The 19,696-nt window shown below is 62.5% G+C and carries 16 protein-coding genes and 1 tRNA gene; 10 read left to right on the top strand and 7 right to left on the bottom strand.

The genetic code is table 11. From position 1 onward, the window contains the following. Positions 1-7: 7 nt before the first annotated feature. Positions 8-736, bottom strand: a complete 729-nt coding sequence (locus AC13F2_RS10885) for an acyl-CoA dehydrogenase family protein (RefSeq protein WP_482964629.1) — start codon at positions 734-736, stop codon at positions 8-10. Continuing rightward, positions 733-1,869: an acyl-CoA dehydrogenase family protein gene (locus AC13F2_RS10880; protein WP_482964628.1), complete on the bottom strand. Its 1,137-nt coding sequence runs from the start codon at positions 1,867-1,869 to the stop codon at positions 733-735. Before AC13F2_RS10880 ends, AC13F2_RS10885 begins: the two co-directional genes overlap by 4 nt. Before the next feature lie 128 nt (positions 1,870-1,997). Here AC13F2_RS10880 and AC13F2_RS10875 point away from each other — a divergent pair, with 128 nt between their 5' ends. After that, positions 1,998-3,419: an aldehyde dehydrogenase family protein gene (locus AC13F2_RS10875; RefSeq protein WP_103025127.1), complete on the top strand. Its 1,422-nt coding sequence runs from the start codon at positions 1,998-2,000 to the stop codon at positions 3,417-3,419. Between the two features lie 9 nt (positions 3,420-3,428). Here the strand turns inward: AC13F2_RS10875 and AC13F2_RS10870 are convergent, their stop codons facing one another. Together AC13F2_RS10870 and fumC are read right to left on the bottom strand one after the other, a co-directional pair. Continuing rightward, the gene (locus tag AC13F2_RS10870; protein WP_482964627.1) at positions 3,429-6,995 is read right to left on the bottom strand and encodes a hydantoinase B/oxoprolinase family protein; all 3,567 of its coding nucleotides are present in this window, start codon (positions 6,993-6,995) and stop codon (positions 3,429-3,431) included. 39 nt (positions 6,996-7,034) lie between these two features. Continuing rightward, positions 7,035-8,420: a class II fumarate hydratase gene (fumC, locus tag AC13F2_RS10865; protein ID WP_482964626.1), complete on the bottom strand. Its 1,386-nt coding sequence runs from the start codon at positions 8,418-8,420 to the stop codon at positions 7,035-7,037. Between the two features lie 169 nt (positions 8,421-8,589). On the opposite strand from fumC, the gene AC13F2_RS10860 reads away from it, so the two are divergent. The 3 genes from AC13F2_RS10860 (at position 8,590) to AC13F2_RS10850 (ending at position 12,087) form a co-directional block, all read left to right on the top strand. Continuing rightward, positions 8,590-9,573 (top strand): hypothetical protein, encoded by a 984-nt coding sequence (locus AC13F2_RS10860; RefSeq protein ID WP_482964625.1) that lies wholly within the window; start codon positions 8,590-8,592, stop codon positions 9,571-9,573. 61 nt (positions 9,574-9,634) lie between these two features. After that, a complete protein-coding gene (locus tag AC13F2_RS10855; RefSeq protein ID WP_103025131.1) occupies positions 9,635-11,725 on the top strand; it encodes a RelA/SpoT family protein in 2,091 nt (696 codons plus the stop codon). Beyond that, entirely contained in the window at positions 11,722-12,087 is a 366-nt protein-coding gene (locus AC13F2_RS10850; RefSeq protein WP_196847603.1) for a VOC family protein, read from the top strand. The genes AC13F2_RS10855 and AC13F2_RS10850 overlap by 4 nt, the downstream gene beginning before the upstream one ends. Before the next feature lie 77 nt (positions 12,088-12,164). Here AC13F2_RS10850 and AC13F2_RS10845 read toward each other — a convergent pair whose 3' ends face one another. Next, a complete protein-coding gene (locus AC13F2_RS10845) occupies positions 12,165-13,217 on the bottom strand; it encodes a peptidylprolyl isomerase (RefSeq protein ID WP_482964624.1) in 1,053 nt (350 codons plus the stop codon). 242 nt (positions 13,218-13,459) lie between these two features. Between AC13F2_RS10845 and AC13F2_RS10840 the strand changes: the two genes are divergently transcribed. Then, positions 13,460-13,550, top strand: a tRNA-Ser gene (locus tag AC13F2_RS10840). A 44-nt stretch (positions 13,551-13,594) separates the two neighbouring features. Here the strand turns inward: AC13F2_RS10840 and AC13F2_RS10835 are convergent. Next, a complete protein-coding gene (locus AC13F2_RS10835) occupies positions 13,595-14,296 on the bottom strand; it encodes an NAD(P)-dependent oxidoreductase (RefSeq protein WP_248284442.1) in 702 nt (233 codons plus the stop codon). A 157-nt stretch (positions 14,297-14,453) separates the two neighbouring features. Here AC13F2_RS10835 and AC13F2_RS10830 point away from each other — a divergent pair, with 157 nt between their 5' ends. Both AC13F2_RS10830 and AC13F2_RS10825 read left to right on the top strand, forming a co-directional pair. After that, positions 14,454-15,215, top strand: a complete 762-nt coding sequence (locus tag AC13F2_RS10830; RefSeq protein WP_482964623.1) for a cytochrome c oxidase assembly protein — start codon at positions 14,454-14,456, stop codon at positions 15,213-15,215. Between the two features lies 1 nt (position 15,216). Continuing rightward, positions 15,217-15,708 (top strand): CopD family protein, encoded by a 492-nt coding sequence (locus AC13F2_RS10825; protein ID WP_103024449.1) that lies wholly within the window; start codon positions 15,217-15,219, stop codon positions 15,706-15,708. Here AC13F2_RS10825 and AC13F2_RS10820 read toward each other — a convergent pair. Next, a complete protein-coding gene (locus AC13F2_RS10820; RefSeq protein WP_234003226.1) occupies positions 15,675-16,223 on the bottom strand; it encodes a DUF2231 domain-containing protein in 549 nt (182 codons plus the stop codon). The two genes, AC13F2_RS10825 and AC13F2_RS10820, sit on opposite strands and share 34 nt — an antisense overlap. A 42-nt stretch (positions 16,224-16,265) precedes the next feature. Here AC13F2_RS10820 and AC13F2_RS10815 point away from each other — a divergent pair, with 42 nt between their 5' ends. The 3 genes from AC13F2_RS10815 to AC13F2_RS10805 are packed head-to-tail and all read left to right on the top strand — an operon-like array spanning position 16,266 to position 19,695. After that, the gene (locus AC13F2_RS10815) at positions 16,266-16,913 is read left to right on the top strand and encodes a cytochrome c oxidase subunit II (protein WP_482964622.1); all 648 of its coding nucleotides are present in this window, start codon (positions 16,266-16,268) and stop codon (positions 16,911-16,913) included. Continuing rightward, entirely contained in the window at positions 16,910-19,387 is a 2,478-nt protein-coding gene (gene ctaD / locus AC13F2_RS10810; RefSeq protein ID WP_482964621.1) for a cytochrome c oxidase subunit I, read from the top strand. Before AC13F2_RS10815 ends, ctaD begins: the two co-directional genes overlap by 4 nt. Next, positions 19,384-19,695 carry a hypothetical protein gene (locus tag AC13F2_RS10805; protein ID WP_482599247.1) on the top strand — a complete coding sequence of 104 codons (312 nt, stop codon included), beginning with the start codon at positions 19,384-19,386 and terminating at the stop codon, positions 19,693-19,695. The genes ctaD and AC13F2_RS10805 overlap by 4 nt, the downstream gene beginning before the upstream one ends. The last annotated feature ends 1 nt before the right edge of the window (position 19,696 follow it).

Genomic DNA, 19,696 nt, shown 5'->3' with positions numbered 1-19,696 from the left:
AGCGCGGCTAGGTATGGTCGGTTCGCGCGGAAAGTTTCGGCCAGAACCGCTCTGCCCCTTGCGCGATTACCTTACTGCCGAGCCGAGCGCTCCAATAGGCATCGTTGCCGTACTCGGAACGCCATTGCCACAACCGCCGGGTCAGGGGGGCTAACGCGTATTCTTCCGTGAAGCCGATTGCGCCGTGAACCTGATGAGCAACACTGGTGCCCATTTCGACCGCCCGGTTCGCGCGGAGCTTGGCAGCGGCGACTTCGAATTCGGCGTTACCGCGATCGAGCGCCTGTGCCGCACCCATCGCAGCGCAATTGGCCGCTGCCGCTTCGCAGGCAAAGCTCGCGAGAGACTGCTGTACGGCCTGGAATTTTCCGAGCGGCCTGCCGAATTGCTGGCGCTCATTGGCATAGGCGATCGACAAGGCCAGCGCCGCGTCCAGAGCGCCCGCAATCTGACAGGCGCGGGCAAAAGCCATTGCCAACTCAGTGTCTGCTACTGCTGCCCGCTTCACGATGAGCTTCGGCAGGTCGATGCCAAGGGCGTGATAGCCGGCCAGGCGAAAGACTGTCAGCGCATCGAGCCAGCTGCCGCCGAAGCCGCCCTTCGCTTCTGGAACCAGAAGGTTTGGCAGCCCGAGCTCTTCCAGCCGCGCAATGTCACGCTCGACAATGGCTGCCGAGCCCATTTCTGCGAAAAGAGGATCGACCATTTCAGCCAGCATGCGGCGCGTGTCACTCATCTGAGGCCCAATCCGCGTGCGATAATTCCCCGGATGATCTCCCGCGTGCCGCCACGCAGCGAGAAGCTCGGGCTTACCTGCAGCAGGTAGAAGCAGACGGCTCGTAGCACCTCGGCATCTGCGTCGCCGAAATCGATAGCAGCCTGGACCAGTTGTGGGATCGCCTGCTCGTACGAATTGCCAAGATCCTTGACGATGGTCGCTTCCAGCGCCGGGTCCTCGCCTCGTGCAAGCTTGGCCGCGACCGATGCGCTCATCAATCGCAAGGTCCACGCTTCTGCGGCAAGGCGGCCGACCAGTTGCTGGAGCGCAGGATCTGTCCGCGTTCCAGCATATCGCACCAGTTCCAGAAAGAGCACCATGGACGACAGGTATCGCTCCGGCCCCGACCGTTCGAGCGAGAGCTCGGCAGTGGCCTGCTTCCAGCCCTCGCCTTCGACCCCCAAAAGTGCATCGGCTGGCAAGCCGACATCCTCGAAAAACACCTCGTTGAATTCATGCGCACCCGTCAGGTCTATGATCGGTTTAACCGTGACGCCCGGCGCATCAATCGGAATGACGAATTGCGACAATCCGGCCTGTCGCTCGCTGCCTGCTTCGCTGCGGACAAGGGCAATCATGAAATGGCTGATATGTGCGCCGGTGGTCCACACCTTCTGGCCGTTGATGATCCACTCGTCGCCGTCACGGCGTGCCGACGTGCGGACCGAGGCAAGGTCCGAACCCGAGCCCGGTTCGCTAAGGCCGATGCAGGCAAATGCCTCGCCGCGGGCAATCGCGGGTACCCAGCGCCGCTTCAATCTGTCGTTGCCGAGACGCAGCAGCAGCGGCCCGCTCTGCCGGTCCGCGATCCAGTGCGCCCCGACCGGGGCACCAGCCGCCAGCAGTTCTTCGATCACTACATAGCGTTCAAGCTGGCTGCGCTCGTGCCCCCCGTACTCCTTGGGCCAGGTCATGCCGAGCAGGCCCGCATCACCCAATTTGCGGCTGAAGGCGGGGTTCGGCTTGGTCCAGCTGTTTGCCCGGCGAACAGGATCTCGCTCGCCGTGCTGCGCAACCAGATCACGGACCTGGTCGCGCAGGCGCGTCGCCGTGTCCGGCCAGTCGACCGCTTCGGTTGCGAAGGTCTGCATCGCTCTCCTTTCCGGTGCTTCTGTCTCCAATTTCTGGCCGCGCCGCAAGACCCGTTGCATCATGCAACGAATCCCGACAGGATATTGCGGAGAGAAAATTCCTGGATTCCGGCAAGGAGAGAAAAGCGATGACAGACTATAAGAACCTGATCGACGGCGAAATGGTCGACAATGGCGAGTGGCTGGAGGTTCTGAACCCTGCCAACGAGCAGGTGGTCGGGCGCGTACCAGCCTGCGGCAAGGATGAACTGGACCGTGCCGTCGCTGCCGCGCGACGCGCGTTCAAGGAATGGAAGAAAACCCCGCAGGAAGAACGTCAGAAAGTGGTCCAGGGTATCGCGGCAGCGATCAAGGGAAATGCCGACGAACTCTATCGCCTGCTGACCAGCGAGCAGGGCAAGCCCCATACGCAGGCGCAACAGGAAATTTACGGCGCAGCCGGCCTTGCTGCTGCGCAATCGACGCTGACATTGGATGACGTGATCAGCCAGGACGATGATACGCGTCTGTCGCGTACCCGCCGTGTGCCTGTGGGCGTGGTCGGTGGGATCGTGCCTTGGAACTTCCCGATCATGATGGCCATCCAGAAGATCGTGCCTGCGCTGGTCGCAGGCTGCACGATCGTGCTCAAGCCATCGCCGTTCACGCCGCTGACTACGCTGCGCATTGCGGAATTGATCAAGGATGTGGTGCCGGCCGGTACGGTGAACATCATCACCGGAGAAGATACCTTGGGCCCGCTGATTACCGAGCACCCGGACATCGACAAGATTACCTTCACCGGGTCGACTGCCACGGGCAAGAAAATCATGGCAGGCGCGAGCGGCGACCTGAAGCGTATCACGCTCGAGCTTGGCGGTAATGACGCGTCGATCGTACTGCCGGATGCCGATGTCGAAAAAGTCGCAGAGCAGCTATTCTGGTCGAGCTTTTCCAATGCTGGGCAGGTCTGCATCGCGGCCAAGCGCGTCTACATTCACAAGGATATTTACGACGACCTGTCCAAGGCGATCGCTGCTTATGCAAACACCGTTGTGGTTGGCGATGGTTCGCAGCAGGGTACCGGCGTTGGCCCGATCCAAAACAAGAAGCAGTATGAGCGCGTGCTCGAACTGATCCAGGATGCGAAGGACAATGGCTACAAATTCCTGACCGGAGGCGACAAGGACCCGTCCGGCACCGGATATTACGTGCCGATCACGATACTCGACAACCCACCGGAAGATGCGCGGATCGTGGCCGAAGAACAGTTTGGCCCCGTCATGCCGCTTCTGAAATTCGACACGATCGACGAAGTCATCGAACGCGCGAACAATTCGGATTACGGCCTCGCCGGTGCAGTCTGGACCAAAGATACAGACAAGGGTGTCGAAATCGCGGAACAGCTCGAAACGGGTACGGTCTGGATCAATGAATTCATGCACCTCTCGCCGTTCGCTCCCTTCGGCGGGCACAAGCAGTCGGGCTTCGGCGCCGAATATGGCGTCGATGGCTTGAAGGAATTCACCTATCCTCAGGTCATCACGGTCAAACGCGACGCGGCCGTCTGATAGCGATCCTCACTTCTGGCGGGGAGGGCCGAAGCCTCCGCCGCCGGGGGTGAGGATGACGAATGTGTCGCCGGGCTGCATGTCGCCCGAGCCCGTAGCGCCGAGATTTTCTCGTGAGCCGTCTGCACGCTCGATCCAATTGCGGCCCGGCGCTGCATCAGTGCCGCCGCAGATGCCGCGCGGCGCGATCTCCCGCCGGTTCGCCAGCATATTGGCGCGCATCGGGTGGAGGAAAGTGATCCGGCGTTCAACGCCATCTCCGCCGCGATATTCGCCATTTCCGCCGGACCCCCGCCGAATGGAGAAGGTGTCGAGACGGACCGATAGTCGACTTTCCAGTATTTCCGGATCGGTCAGCCGCGAATTGGTCATATGGGTCTGCACGGCGCTGGTCCCATCATGGTCGACGCCGGCGCCCGATCCGCCGCAGATCGTTTCGTAATATTGATCGGCGCCGTCACCGAAGGTGAAATTGTTCATCGTGCCCTGGCTCGGTGCCAGTCTGCCGGTCGCTGCGAAGAGCGCGTCGGTCACGACCTGACTTGTCTCGACATTGCCTGCCACCACGGCAGCCCCCGGGCGCGGATTGAGCATCGATCCTTCCGGCACAACCAGTTCGACAGGACGCAGGCAGCCATCGTTCATGGGAATGGCATCGTCGATCAGCGTGCGCACGACATAGAGTGCCGCTGCGCGTGTTATGGATTTGGGCGCGTTGAAATTATCGGGCAATTGTCCACTGGTGCCGGTGAAATCGAAGACCGCCGATCGCTCATCCCGGTTGATCCGGATGGCTACCTTCACCACCGCACCGTTGTCCATCGGATAGGCGAATGTGCCGTCGTCCAGCCGGTCGAGCAGCCGCCTGACGCTTTCCTCCGCATTGGCGAGAACGTGGTTCATATAGGCGGCCACCACGTCCGCTCCCTGATCGCGCGCGGCTGACTGAAGCAGTGACTCCCCGCGGGTGCATGCGGCAAGCTGCGCGCGCAGATCGGAGATGTTGCGATCCGGATTGCGCGCAGGATGCGTTGCCGCAGCGAGGACCTCGCGCATTTCCGCCTCGCGGAAATGCCCGGCATCGACCAGCAGGGCATTATCGATAAGTACGCCTTCTTCCTCGATAGTCCGGCTTTCGGGTGGCATCGATCCCGGTGCAATCCCGCCAATATCCGAATGATGCCCGCGCGCCGCCACGAACGCGCCGGGTTCCGAAGCATTGTCGTCGAAGAAAACGGGGACGATCACGGTGATGTCGGGAAGGTGAGTTCCGCCGCGATGCGGATCGTTGAGCACATAGGCGTCACCCCGCCTGAAGCCGCGCCCGTCGCGAGCGTCGCCCCGCGCTTCGATAACGCGGGCGATACTGTCGCCCATCGAACCTAAATGGACGGGAATGTGCGGCGCATTGGCGATCAGTTCGCCCGATCCGTCGAACAGGGCGCAGGAGAAATCGAGCCGTTCCTTGATGTTTACCGAAGTCGCCGTCGACTGGAGAACGACGCCCATCTCTTCTGCGATCGCCATGAAGAGATTGTTGAAAATTTCGAGCCGGACCGGGTCTACCTCGGTCCCTGCCGCACGGTCGCGCTGAAGCGGTTCGCTGCGTGTGAGTACGAGGCTGCCTTCTTCCGCGAGCCGGGCCTGCCATCCGCCTTCGACGACTGTCGTCGATGCCGGATCGATCACCAGAACCGGACCATGCACGACGTCGCCTGCGCGCATCGCCGCGCGCTCGATGGTCTGCCATGTGCCCGAGGGCTTGCCGCTGGCAGCAACCGGCTGGGCCACTGCACTGCCGAGGCCGCCAGTCATCCCGCTGGCTTCGACGCTCAGAGCCTCGACCACGATCGGCGCTTGGTCATCGGAATAGCCGAACCGCTGGCGGTGGAGGGCGCGGAACGTCCGGCCCATCGTAGCGACATCGCCGCAATCGATCGGCAGCAAGCTGTCACTGCCTTCGAACCGCAGGCGGGCGTGGCTTTCGAGCACGATCTCGCTGTTTTCGATACCTTGGTCCAGCAAGGCCCGGCGCGCCTGAGCCTCGAGGTCCGCTAGCTCTGCGGCGAAGCTCTCACCGAGCTTTCTGACGAGACTGACTTCGCGGATGGCTTTCACCGGGGCCAAGCCAATACCGTAGGCGGAGAGAATGCCGGCGAGCGGGTGGACGAGAACGGTTTCCATGCCGAGAGCGTCGGCGACCCTGCAGGCATGCTGTCCGCCCGCTCCACCGAAGCAGGCGAGGGCATAGGTCGTCACATCGTGCCCGCGCGCCACACTGATCTTGCGGATCGCATTCGCCATGTTGTCGACCGCGATATCGAGGAAGCCTTCCGCGATTTCCTCCAGCGATCTGGGGTGTGGAAGCGCGTCGGCGATTTCCTTCAGACGGTTGTGGGATGCATGCGGATCAAGCGTTTGATTGCCGTCCGAACCAAAGACGTTCGGGAAGAATGCAGGGTCAATTCGGCCAAGAAACAGGTTGCAGTCAGTCACTGTCAGCGGGCCGCCCTTGCGATAGCAGGCGGGGCCCGGATCCGCGCCCGCGCTTTCCGGGCCGACCGTGAACCGCCCGCCGTCGAACTGGCAGATCGATCCGCCCCCTGCGGCAACGGTGTGGATCTGCATCATCGGGGCGGCGACGCGCACGCCGGCCACCACGCTATCGCCGGTCAGCTCGTATTCGCCCGCATAATGCGCGACATCGGTGCTGGTCCCGCCCATGTCGAAGCCGATGAGCTTGTCATGGCCCAGTGGCTTGCCCGCAGCGACCATGCCGACGACGCCGCCCGCCGGACCGGACAGAATGGCATCCTTCCCGCGAAATGCGCCGACTTCTGCCAGCCCGCCGTTCGATTGCATGAAGCGCAGGCTGTCGGTTTCCGGCAGACCGGCCTGAAGCGTGTCGGTATAGCGTCGCAGGACCGGCGAGAGATAGGCATCGACGACGGTCGTGTCGCCGCGCGGGATCAGGCGAATGAGCGGCGCAACCTCGTGACTGACGCTGATCTGCGCAAAGCCCATGTCGCGCGCGATGGCGGCCAGCCGTTCCTCGTGATCGCGATATTTCCAGCCGTGCATCAGCACGATGGCGAGCGCATCGACGCCGTCGGCACGCAGCCCTTCGAAAGCCCGACGCGCCTCTTGCTCGTCAAGGGCAGTCAGTACCTCGCCATCGGCGGAAACCCGCTCGTCGATTTCCACCACCTGCGAGGCCAGCTGTTCAGGCAGGACGATATGCCGCGCGAAGATATCCGGCCGTGCCTGGTTGCCGATACGCAGCGCATCCCCGAAGCCGCGGGTGATGGCGAGGGCAAGCCGCTCGCCCTTGCGTTCGAGCAGCGCATTCGTCGCGACCGTTGTCCCGATCCGCAGTTCCGCGATGGCGCCATTCCCATGCCGCTCCATGAGGCGCCGCACGGCTTCGCTCGCCGCATCCGCATAATGGCCGGGATTTTCCGAGAGCAGCTTGTCGGTCACCAGCGCCCCATCGGGCGTTACGGCAACGACATCGGTAAAGGTGCCGCCGCGATCGACAGCGAAGTGCCATGCCCTCTTTTTGTTGAGCGATGCCATTGTGCTGTCCCTCCGTCTGTTCGTGACCGGTCCAGAAATTCAGACCATGTCCTCTGGACGGACCAGGCGGTCGAATGTTTCCGCATCGACCAGTTCCAGTTCGAGCGCGGCTTCCTTGAGGGTCTGGCCGTTCTTGTGCGCGTGTTTCGCGATCGTCGCGGCGTTGTCGTAACCGATTTCGGGGGCGAGCGCGGTGACCAGCATGAGCGACCTGTCGACCAGGGCGGCGATCTGGTCCCTGTTCGCTTCGATCCCGTCCACGCAGCGTTCGGCGAAGCTCTCCATCCCGATCGCCAGCAGTTCGATGGAGCGGATTACGTTCGAGCCGATCAGCGGCATGAAGACGTTGAGTTCGAACTGCCCCTGCATGCCGCCGACGGTCACGGCCTGGTTGTTGCCGATCACCTGCGCGGCAACCATGGTCAGCATCTCGCACTGCGTCGGATTGACCTTGCCCGGCATGATCGAACTGCCCGGCTCGTTGGCGGGCAGCGACAGTTCGCCAAGGCCCGAGCGCGGACCGGAGCCGAGAAAGCGGATGTCGTTGGCGATCTTGTTGAGCGCCACCGCCAGCGTGTTGAGCGCGCCGGAGAAAAAGACGAGCCCATCCTTTGCCGCCAGTTGTTCGAACTTGTTCGGCGCAGGTTCGAATTCGAAGCCGGTGATCTCGCTAATCGCGCCGCTCATGTCCTCGGCCCAGCCATCGGGCGCATTCAGCCCGGTGCCGACGGCAGTTCCGCCAATGGCCAGCTTGCGGATATTGCCATTGAGAGCGCCCTCGATGCGTGCCTTGCAGCTTGTTAGCTGCGCCACATAGCCGGAGAATTCCTGCCCCAGGGTCAGCGGGGTGGCATCCTGCGTATGGGTGCGCCCGATCTTCACGATATCTGCGAAGGCTTCGACCTTGGCATTGAGCGAGGAGGTCAGCCGGTCGAGCGCGGGCAGCAGCGCATCGCGGGTGGCGAGCGCCGTTGCTACATGAAGCGCGGTGGGGAAGCTGTCGTTCGAACTTTGCGATTTGTTGACGTGGTCGTTGGGATGGACCGGCTCCTTCCCCCCGCGCGTACCGGCGAGCCGTTCGTTCGCAATTCCGGCGATCACCTCGTTGACGTTCATGTTCGTCTGGGTGCCGCTGCCGGTCTGGAAGATTGTCAGCGGGAACTCTTCGTCATAGTCGCCCTTGCGGATTGCCGTTGCGGCGGCTTCGATGGCGTCGGCCAGCTTCCCGTCCAGCCCGTGCTTGCGATTGATGCGCGCGGCGGCCTGTTTCACCGCGGCCTGTGCATGGACGATCTGGATCGGCATGCGCTGGTGAGCGGGGAAAGGGAAGTTTTCCAGACTGCGCTGCGTCTGCGCCCCCCAATAGGCGCTGCTCGCCACATCGATCGGTCCGATGGAGTCGGTTTCGGTTCTCGTGTCGGTCATGGTGTCGCTCCTGATACTCGCGCAGACGTCGACCCGATTAGGGTGCTATGATCGCGCTGGCCACCCGTGGGCCGCCGACCCACCTTCCATTTCTTGCATATGTCGTTGCGCCGCGGACAATTGTTGTGTTCGCGGGGGCAGGTTAGGACGCAAATGAAGGAGATGGCCTGTGCTGTATTCACTCCCGAACCGGCTTCGCCCGATACTTCTGCTTCTTGCGCCGCTCTTGGTAATCTTTGCCGCGCGCATGGCCACTCACAGTGAAATTGCCGCTCGCTATCCGCGCACTGCCGCCTTGTGCTTTCTATGGATTGCCGCCGACAGCCTAACGTTGGCGCTCATCGCAAAGGCGCCGCGCAACCGGCCGCAACTGCGCGCCGTGCTGGGCGCAATCGCGACGGGTTTTCTGGTCGCGACCCTGGGCGCTGCCGATCCGGTTCGCGCTGCGCTGCTCGACATGCACGCCGTAGTTCTGGCGATGGCTCTGACCGTGGCCACCTATGCCGGGTGGAGCCTGTGGCGGGCCATACGCGTCTTTGGGCGGACCGGGTCCATCGCGCAGGCTGCGCAGCAGGTGCTGCCCGAATTGCTTGTGCGAATGGCAGCGTATGAATTCACCATGCTTCGCCTGGCGCTGTTCAGCTGGGGCGCACAGCCCGATGTCCCTGCGAAAACGCAGAGCTTCAGCTGTCACCGCATAGTCAATCCGATGATTGCCACTTTGCTGGTACTTCAGCTGATCGAGATTGGAGTGATGCATCTGCTGGTCAGCCACTGGAGCGCCATGGCAGCATGGATACTGTTTGCGCTGGGCGTCTGGGGTTTGCTTTTCACCATTGCACTGATGAAGGCGTTCCGGATTTATCCCGTGCTGATGGACGAAAACATAGTGCGTGTGCGGGCAGGAACGCTGACCGACTTCGCGGTGCCGCATTGCGAGATTGCAGGCGTCGATGCGGCCATTTCAATGGAAGACACCAAACGCAGCGACGTTCTACATGCCGCCATTCTGGCGCATCCGAACATTATCTTGCGGTTGAGAAGGCCGATCCGGCATCGCGGGCTTTTTGGTAAAACACGGACGGTCGAGCGGGTGGCATTCCGGGTCGACGAGCCAGAGCTGTTCCTCACCGCGCTGCGCGAACGTATTTAGTCGGACCCGAGGCACTTTTGCGTTGCATTGCGGTAGGGTTTGCCCACATCGTCAGAACAGAATGCTGCGCCAATACGAACTCGTAGAGCGGGTCAAGGAATACGACCCCGACGCCGATGAGGCGATGCTCAACCGTGCCTATGTATATACGGTGCAGAAGCACGGCACGCAGACCCGGGCGAGCGGCGATCCCTATTTCAGCCACCCGGTCGAAGTCGCCGGGCTGATGACCGATCTGAAACTCGACCAGGAAACCATCGCTACCGCGCTGCTGCACGACACGGTGGAAGACACGCTGGCGACGATCGACGACATCGAGGCGAATTTCGGCACCGATGTCGCGCGGCTGGTGGACGGCGTGACCAAGCTGTCCAAGATCGAGCAGATGCCCGAGAACGAGCGCGCGGCGGAAAACCTGCGCAAGTTCCTGCTGGCCATGAGCGAGGATATCCGCGTGCTGCTGGTGAAGCTGGGCGACCGGCTGCACAACATGCGCACGCTGCATTTCATCAAGAACCCGGAAAAGCGCCAGCGCATCTCGCGCGAGACGATGGACATCTATGCCCCGCTGGCAGAGCGGATCGGGCTGTACGAATACATGCGCGAGATGCAGATGCTCGCGTTCGAACAGCTGGAACCCGAAGCCTTCCGGACCATCACCCAGAGGCTGGACCAGATCCGCAGCGAGGATGGCGGGCAGGTCGATGCCATCGCGCTCGACATGAAACACGCGCTGGCGGAAGCCGGGATAACCACCGAAGTATCGGGCCGCGAAAAGCACCCCTATTCGATCTGGCGCAAGATGGCCGAGCGCCATGTGAGCTTCGAACAGGTGACGGACATCATGGCCTTCCGCATCATCTGCGAGGAAGTGTCGGACTGCTACCGCGCTTTGGGTGTGCTGCATACGACGTGGCAGTTCCTGCCCGGCAAGTTCAAGGACTATATCTCGACCCCGAAGAACAACGGGTATCGTTCGCTCCATACCTCGCTGATCTATGGCAAATCCATGCGGGTCGAGGTGCAGCTGCGCACCCGCGAAATGCACCGGATCAACGAATTCGGCTTTGCCGCGCACTGGGCCTACAAGCAGGGCAATCGCCCCGACGGGCAGGTTGCCTGGCTGCGCGATCTGATCGAGATCGTGGATGCGAGCCACGATCCCGAAGAGCTGCTGGAGCACACGCGGCTGGCCATTTATCAGGATCGCATCTTCGCTTTCACGCCCAAGGGCGCGCTGTTCCAGCTGCCCAAGGGGGCGACGCCGGTCGATTTCGCATTCGCCGTTCACACCGATCTGGGCGCGCAGACGGTGGGCGCCAAGATCAACGGGCGGCACATGCCGCTGCGCACCCAGCTGAACAATGGCGACGTGGTCGAGATCATCAAGAGCGCGCAGGCCGATCCGCAGATGAGCTGGCTGGGCTTTGTCGTCACCGGCAAGGCCCGTGCTTCCATCCGCCGCGCAGTGCGCCTGAAGGAACGCGCCGAAGTGGCAGAAATCGGCAAGAAGCTGTTCGACGAAATCGCTTTGCGGGTGCCGGCAAAGATCGGCAAGAAAGCCCAGCGCGAGGCGTTGCGGCGACTGGAAATGGACGAGGAAGAGGACCTCTATTACGCCATCGGATCGGCCAAGATTTCCGATCGCGAGGTGATGGAGGCGCTGGTTCCGGGAAGCACGGCCGAGCTGGAGGACGAGCCCGACTGGGCGAAGAGCGGCAAGGCCCTGTCGATCCGCGGGCTGACGCCGGGCGTCGGCTTCAAGCTGGCGGAATGCTGCCACCCGGTGCCCGGCGATCGGATTGTCGGGCTGCGCAAGCCCAATGAAGGCGTCGAAGTGCACACGATCGACTGCCATCACCTTGCCAGCGGTATCGATAGTGACTGGCTCGACCTGTCGTGGGGCAAGCGGTCGCGCGGGGCAACGGGGCGCCTGCGGGTGACGCTGTACGACCGACCGGGCACGCTGGCCGAGATGGCGGGTATCTTCGCGCAGAACCACGTCAACGTGACGAGCCTCGACCAGACCCAGCTCGACCATCCGTTCACCACCTACGAAATCGATCTGGAAGTACAGGACGTACCCCACCTCAACCGTATTCTCAGTGCCCTGCGCGCCAGCGATTCCATCGCTCAGGCGGAGCGGGTATGACCGCCGTCATCGGCATCGACCACGTGCAACTGGCCATGCCCCATGGGGGCGAGCCGCATGCACGGCGTTTCTGGGTCGATGTCATGGGGCTTGCCGAGGTGGCAAAGCCCGCACATCTGGCCGTCAACGGCGGCTGCTGGTTCGAAGGCGCCGGCATTGCCATCCACTGCGGGGTGGAGGAAGGTTTCCTCCCGTCGCGCCGGGCGCATCCGGCATTGCTGGTCGACGATCTGGCTGGCCTGGTGGCGAAGCTGGGCAAGGCGGGGATCCGCTACAAGCCGGGCAAGGATCTGGAAGGCTATCGGCGCGGCGATATCGCCGACCCCTTCGGCAATCGCATCGAATTGATGCAGAAGGTCTGACGGAGGGCGAGGCCGCGCATCCGATCGGACGGCGGGCGCTTGCCAATCAGCTCATGTCTCGCGCCATCGATGCGGCGTCATTGACTGCCCGTGCGCCGGACCGGCACCGGAATATTGCAGACATCCGCGCCGCCCGCCGGCACGATGAAGAAGGGGTCGCGGCGATTGGCGCGCGCTTCGGCATAGCGGGCGAAACTGGCGCCGTCTGTCGCGAGATATTCGAACGAGGGACGCTCGGATGCGGGAAGATCGGCAGCCACCCGGACGGTGAGGATCGGTGTGCGCATCGCTTCGTCTTCGTAGAAGCCGAGCTGGCCTTTGCCGCGCGGCAGGCTGGACAGATGCTCCATCCCTTCGACCACCCTGCCGACGAGCGCGATATTGCGGTCGAGATGACGCGGCGCGTGCCCGATGACCGTGTAGAGTTCCGCCCCCGTCCCCGCATCCGGGGACATGTTCCGTCCGACGCCCACCATGCCGTAGCAATGGATCGGCCAGACGGCTGCAGGCTCGCTTTCGTCGTCGGCGCCGATATTGGATGCCAGCGGCCACCCGCGATCGAACAGCGAAAGCTGCGCGTAGGAATCGACGAGGCCGTTGGCGATGATCACGCCGGCCGTTTCGTCGCTCGTCGAAAGCACATGGCCGGTTTTCAGCGCAAGATCGCGGGTCGAATCCGCCAGGAGGGTGGACAGGCCGATCGCCTCGCCAGGCGCCGTGTAGTTCCGCTCGTCCGTCGCGATCAGGCCATCGGGCAGAGCCTTGGCCTCGCCCGTGCTTTCGGGATTGTCGTAATTGGCATCGCCCCACTGGGCGACATAATTGTCCTGCACGCGGTTGACGGTGATGTCGTCGAACCAGCCGGCACGCGCGAACGTGCGAATGTTTGCGACCCAGTCCTGGCTGAAGGGCGCCGGCATGAGCTGGATCACCACCTTGCGTTCCGATCCGTCCGCGGCAGGCGCCAGGGTCATCACCAGCAGATCTTCGGGCGGGATGACGACCCATTCGTCCGCGGGGGCCTGATCGACGATCTCCGCAGGCGAGGGCGGCGCAGGCGCTGCTTCCTGCGCGAAGGAGGGGGAAGCAAGCGCAAGCAGCGCGGCGAGGGAAATCAGCGGTCTCGTCATCGCGCATTGCGTGCCACCGTGCGCGGGAAAACAAAAGCCCCCACCTGCGCATTGTAGGGGCAGGAGGGGGCTTCGAGACGGAGTTCGCAGGGTATGCCTGATCCGCGCAGCTCCGTCGCAGCCCGTATCCTACTCCCATTTATGCAAATGCCAATAACACGCATCCCGTCCCGGCTTGCGGAATCATCGCCTCGCCGCTAGAGGCGCGCCTTCCTTGCTTGGCATGTCCGGGCGGGGAATGCGGAGCAGTGGCCGAGTGGTCGAAGGCGCACGCCTGGAAAGTGTGTATACGGTAACCCCGTATCGAGGGTTCGAATCCCTCCTGCTCCGCCATTTTCCTGTCTTATGCGAACATGTGGGCGGGGCGCCGAGGCTCCCTATAATCCGACGAATTCTTCGCCCAGGGCGAGGGGGCTTTCAAACTTTTCGTCCTCGGGTGCGCCTACGGCGGGTTTGGCGCGCACGTGTTTCTCGTTCTTCACGCAATCGACCATGAAGGCGCCGAGATCTCCTATGCGGCAGCGGAAGGCTTCCTGGGGCAGGTGTTCTTCATCAACCAGCAATTCGCCGTTGGCCGGCTTTTCGATGAGCCAGGCGGGACGCACGGCGGTCCATTCGAGATTTGCTGCCTCTTCCAGAGACGCCTCCATTTCCTTCATCTGTTCCAAGATGTTGTGCAGCGCCGGGACGACCGTGAGTTTGAACCACTTCGGCAAGCTGGGCTGATCGGCGACGAAGGCCGCAGAGATCACCACGATCCGGTCGATGCCAGCACGCTGCATGCCGTCCAGAATATTGCCGGTGCCCTTGGTGTAGAGCGGGGGAGGGGACATGGCATTGCTTGGCGAGAAGGCGACACCCAGCGTCGAAATTACCGCATCGCAGCCTTCCATTGCGTCGGCGAGATCGTCTTCGAGCACGTCTGCCTGGCGATAGGTCACACCTTCGAGGCGGTCCTCCTCATCCGGCTGCGAGCGGTCGATAGCCACGACCTCGAGCCCGGCACGCAAGGCATGTCTGACAACTTCGCGACCGGTTGCGCCGCTGGCGCCGAACACTGCAATCCGTTTCTGGCTCAAATTCGATACTCCCGCATCCCGTTTGCCGGGATAAATTGTTGCAATTGACCGTTTCCAAACCGCAATTCCGACCGCTATGTTCCCTCGTACACGCAGGGAATTATCCAGTTTCAGGCTGCCTCGGCGGGGTCGATCCATTTATCCGGGAGTGATGCGAATGTTTGCCGGCAGTTATTGCGGAAGCCCACCGGGCCTCCACGAAATCGCCATGCGGTGGAATTTCGACCCGGCACTGATCGCTGTCCTGGCATGCGGGCTGGCCTTGGCGTTGCGGGCACGCAACCGGTTGGCAGCCTCCGGGGTCGCGCTGCTTGCGGTCGCTTTCGTTTCGCCGCTCTGTGCTGCGAGTGTTACGCTGTTTTCGGCCCGCTCGGTCCATCATCTTTTTCTGATCGCGGCTTCGCTGGCCTTTGCGATGGCGGTCCGTGACAGCGGCGCGTCGAACCGTATCGTGCGTGCGCTGTCCGGCCTTCACATCCCGGTTGGCCCTGCAGCGATTGTCATGACCGTCGTGCTATGGGGCTGGCATGTGCCGGCGCTCTACGATGCTGCGCTCTCCAACATGCTGGTGTACTGGGCGATGCAGCTGTCGATCCTCGCGACGTCCTTCGCATTCTGGCATGCGGTTCGCCGGGCCGGCGCGGTAGGTGCAGTTGGCGGGCTGCTGGGCGGCATGGTGCAGATGGGTTTTCTGGGCGCACTGCTGACATTTGCGGCGCGACCGTTCTATCTGGTCCATATCGTCGCTGCGCCATCGTGGGGAATTTCGGCGTTGGCCGACCAGCAATTGTCCGGGCTCATCATGTGGATCGGCGGGATGGCGCCTTTCGCGATCGGCGCAGCCGTGATCGCTCGTAAGGCGTGGTTGCGTCAGGACGACATCATGCCCGTCGCCGGCATTGTCCGGAACCCGGCCTGAGATGATCCTATCCCTCGTCAAGGCGGTCCACATCGCCGCTCTCATCATATGGTGCGCTGGCCTGGTGGGTCTGCCGCTCATGCTCAGCAAGCACGAAATCGGGGAGGGTCAAGGCAGCTATGCCCAGCTGCGTCTGCTGACCCATCGCGCGTATTCCTATTTCGTCACCCCTGCTGCCATCGTTGCCATTACCGCAGGCACCGCACTGATTTTCCTGGCTGGCGCCTTCACCCTGTGGATGTTCGTGAAGCTGCTGGTCGTCGGCGTTCTGGTTTCGCTACACGCTTGGATCGGGCATCTGGTGATCCTGATGAGCGAGAGGAGGGGCAGCTTCGTTCCGCGAAGTGCGCTGCCCACGCTCCTGCCGATCGTCGTTGCGATGGTGGCGATCCTGTTTCTGGTACTGGGCAAACCGACACTGGACAGCTTCGCCCCGGCCTGGCTGGACCACCCGCTCGGTCATGAACTCCCGGTCGACGAGACCCCGATTTGATATTCGAAAACAAGCTTGCCCCCGTGCCATCCGGTAAACCCGGTGAAGGCGACGGCGAAGGCGGAGATCATGATGCCAAATGGCAGCACGGCCTGTTCGTACCCGAGCAGTCTGAAACCCCAGTTCATTCCCAGAATGGACAGCAGCATCACGGCGATGATGAAATGCGTCCAGCTGGCGGCGCGCTGGCGGATACCGGGCACACTGAGCAGCTCGATCGTGCCGGTCACCCCGGCGAGAACGCCGAACAGAAACGCCATGCCGGCCGCCCACAACCCGGCGCGCGCCCAGAAAATGTCGCCGGTCCACCAATAGAATATGTCCGCACCAAGAACGCAGGCAGTCAGCGCAATCGGGAAAGCAACCAGCATCGCATGAATCGGATGACCGGCCAGAGCGATGCGCGATTCAAGGCGATGAAAATTGGGCTGCTGCTCGACCGGATCGACCAGCTCGTCGGGGTTCCCCTCGACCAGTTCCTTTTCGGCAACCTCTTCGTGCAACGTGTCGGTCAATGGTTTCATCCTCTGCGTAATCGGGTGCGTGCGGCGAGCGCGATGTCCGCGCTTGCCCCTCTTGCGGCCTGCAACGGGTCATTGTCCACAATCGATCCTGCCGGACCGTCCGCCTTGCGGGTGGCAGACCTGTGGTGGTGGATGCTTGGTGGGTCCCTGTTGTTGTCGGCCCTGGTCTTTACCCTTCTGTTCATGGCTCTGTTCAGGCGCGGTATCGCAGACCGCCAGAAGCCGGATCGAAAGGGTGTGTGGATCGGTTGGCTAGGCCTGGCCATGCCAATCGGCGTTCTTTCGGTTCTGCTCGTTTACGCCCTTTGGGTGGGCGAGCGCAGCCTGCCCACTGGCACCGCAGCAGTGCGGGTCGAGGCTACCGCCTACAATTACGGTTGGACATTCTGTTACGAAGATGGAAGCTGTTCGGAAGGGGTGATGCGCATTCCAGCCGCACGCCCGGTGGACATCGACATAACGGCCACCGACGTGATCCACAGCCTCTGGATACCCCGACTGGCAGGCAAGATGGATGCGATCCCCGGCCAGGTTAACCGCCTCAGGATCGAAGCCGAAGCGCCGGGGCGTTACGAGGCCATCTGCGCGGAATATTGCGGCATAGGCCACGCCGATCATCGTTTTGTGGTCCAGGCGTACGACATTGGCGATACGGCGGACGCACTGGAGGCGGCACGATGAAAGCAATCCAGCTCCACCGCGATCTGACGCGCATCTGGGAAGGCGAGCCGGGCTGGCGCGGCGTTCTCACGAGCGTCAGCCACACCGATCTGGGCAAGCGCTTCATCATTGCAGCAGCTGTTTTCTTTGGGATCGGGGGCGTGCTCGCCATGCTTATCCGGGCTCAACTTGCGACGCCCGAGAGCGCCTTCGCCGGGCCGGAGGTCTACGGACAGATCTTCACGATGCACGGCAGTATCATGATGTTCCTGTTCGCCATTCCCATGCTGGAAGGGCTTGCCATCTATCTGCTGCCCAAGATTCTTGGCGCGCGCGATCTCGCCTATCCGCGGCTGACTGCTCTTGGCTGGTGGTGTTACCTGTTCGGCGGTTCGATCATGATACTGGCGCTGCTGGGCGGCGTGGCGCCCGATGCGGGCTGGTTCCTCTATCCGCCGCTGTCGGGCAAGGAGTTTACGCCCGGCGTCAATTCGGATGTCTGGCTATTGGGCATTACCTTCGTCGAGATTTCGGCCATGTGCGCCGCGATCGAAATCGTGGTGACTATCCTGAAGTTCCGCGCAGCGAACATGTCGTTGACCAGAATGCCGATCATGGCGTGGTATCTGTTGGCAACGGCTGGAATGATGATCTTCGGCTTTCCGCCGCTGATCCTCGGGTCGATCCTGCTGGAACTCGAACGCGCGTTCGGCTGGCCGTTCTTCCAGCCCGAACTCGGCGGGTCGCCGCTCCTGTGGCAGCACCTGTTCTGGCTGTTCGGCCATCCGGAAGTCTATATCATCTTCCTGCCGGCGGCCGGTGCGCTGTCCACCATCATTCCGGTCATGGCACGCACACCGCTCATCGGGTACGGCGCGATCGTGACCGCGGTCATGGCGCTCGCCTTTCTCAGCTTTGGCTTGTGGGTCCACCACATGTTCACCACCGGCATTCCGCACATGGCGCTGGGCTTCTTCTCTGCCGCATCGGTGCTGGTGGCGATACCGACTGCCGTCCAGATATTCGCCTGGATCGGTACGATCTGGGCAGGGCGACCGAAATTCACGCTGCCGATGTATTACATAGTCGGTTTTTTCATCGTCTTCGTGCTGGGCGGCCTGACGGGCGTGATGCTTGCGATCGTGCCCTTCGACCAGCAGGCACACGATACTGCCTTCGTAACCGCTCACCTGCATTACGTGCTTGTCGGTGGGTTCGTATTCCCGATGCTGGCAGCGGCTTACTACTGGATGCCGCACGCCACAGGGCGGACGCGCGTGATGCGATTGGGCATCGCCGCCTTCTGGCTGATCTTCATCGGTTTCAATCTGACGTTCCTGCATATGCATCTGACGGGTCTGCTGGGCATGCCGCGTCGCATGTACACCTATCCTGCGGAAGCGGGATGGACCTGGCTCAACCTGATATCCTCCGTCGGCAGTTTCATGCAGGCCTTTGGTTTCGGCCTCTTCGCAATCGACATCGCATTGCAGCGCCGGGTCGGCAATCGTTCGCGGCGTGACCCGTGGAATGCCGAAACCCTGGAGTGGGCGATGCCCACCCCGCCGCCGCAGTATAATTTTGCCAGCCTGCCCACGGTCGACTGCCGCGAACCGCTTACCCGCGATCGCCTGCTGGGCGCGGGCCTCGCTGCCGGCAGGGGGTTGCTGGGCCGTACGATCGGCCACCGCCGAGAGACGCTTGCCGTGGACATGGTTACTGGCGCGCCGGAGCATGTCGCCATCCTGCCCGGGCCGAGCATCGTTCCCTTCCAGACCGCTCTGGTCATCGGCGGCTTCTTCCTGTCGATGCTGTTGAGCCTGTATTGGCTGGCGCCGGTTTTCATTCTCGGTACGGCGGTCATGGTCTGGCGCTGGACTGCGACGACTGGAACAACCGAGGACGACGGGCCTGTCGATACCGGACATGGTGATCGATTACCCACCAGTTTCGCGGTGCGCGGCAGCGTGGGCTACTGGGGCAGTGTGCTGGCAATCGCGGCGAGCGCAACGCTGTTCGCCTCGCTGGTGTTCGGCCATTTCTTCCTTTGGGTCGTTGCCCTCAACTGGCCTCCGCCCGGCGACTTCGGCGCATATTTCCTCGAACCTGCGCTGGTGACAGCAGGTTCACTCCTTGCTCTGGTCGCAGCGCGGATCGGGGCGCGCGATTTTGCACGATCGAGAAATGGCGCCATGATATCTGCTTGTGGTCTCGCATTGGCCATTGCCGGTCTTCTCATCGGTGCAATTCGCCACTTGCCGGGCCCCGGCGAGCATTCGTTCGCCGCCGTCGGCTGGACACTGACAAGCTACGCGGTCTTCTCGGCAATTGTCGGGCTGCTCGCGCAGGTATTCATAACCCGCCGAATCGCGAGCGGGCATACGACCTCCGACCGCCCCCATGAATTGCGCATCGCTGCGGTGTGGAGTGATTACGGGGCCGCCGTCGCACTGGCTGTCGCCTGGATACTGTCGCTGTCGAGTGCATCGCTATGACGGCGCTGATCCGCATGATCTCCGGCCTTGTCTTGTGGAGCATCGCTTTCGCAGTGCTTTATGCACTACAAGGACTGGGCTGTGCACGAGGCTGGACCGAACCGGCCGTATTCGGCCTTACGCAGACGAAGGCGGTTCTGCTTGCGGTCTGGGCGGGGCTGATTGCCTCACAGGTCGTCCTGCTGCTTTGGCTGATGCGACGGCGCGATACGCAGATGGAGCGCATCGGCATAGCGATCGGGTGGATCGGCCTCGGCGCTACCGTCATAACGGGGCTGCCGATCCTGGCAATATCGACCTGCTTCTGAC

The sequence above is a fragment of the Qipengyuania sp. L-5Y genome (genome assembly GCF_056859455.1).
Note: the sequence above shows the minus strand (reverse complement) of the source record. Positions and strands in the feature narration are given on the sequence as shown.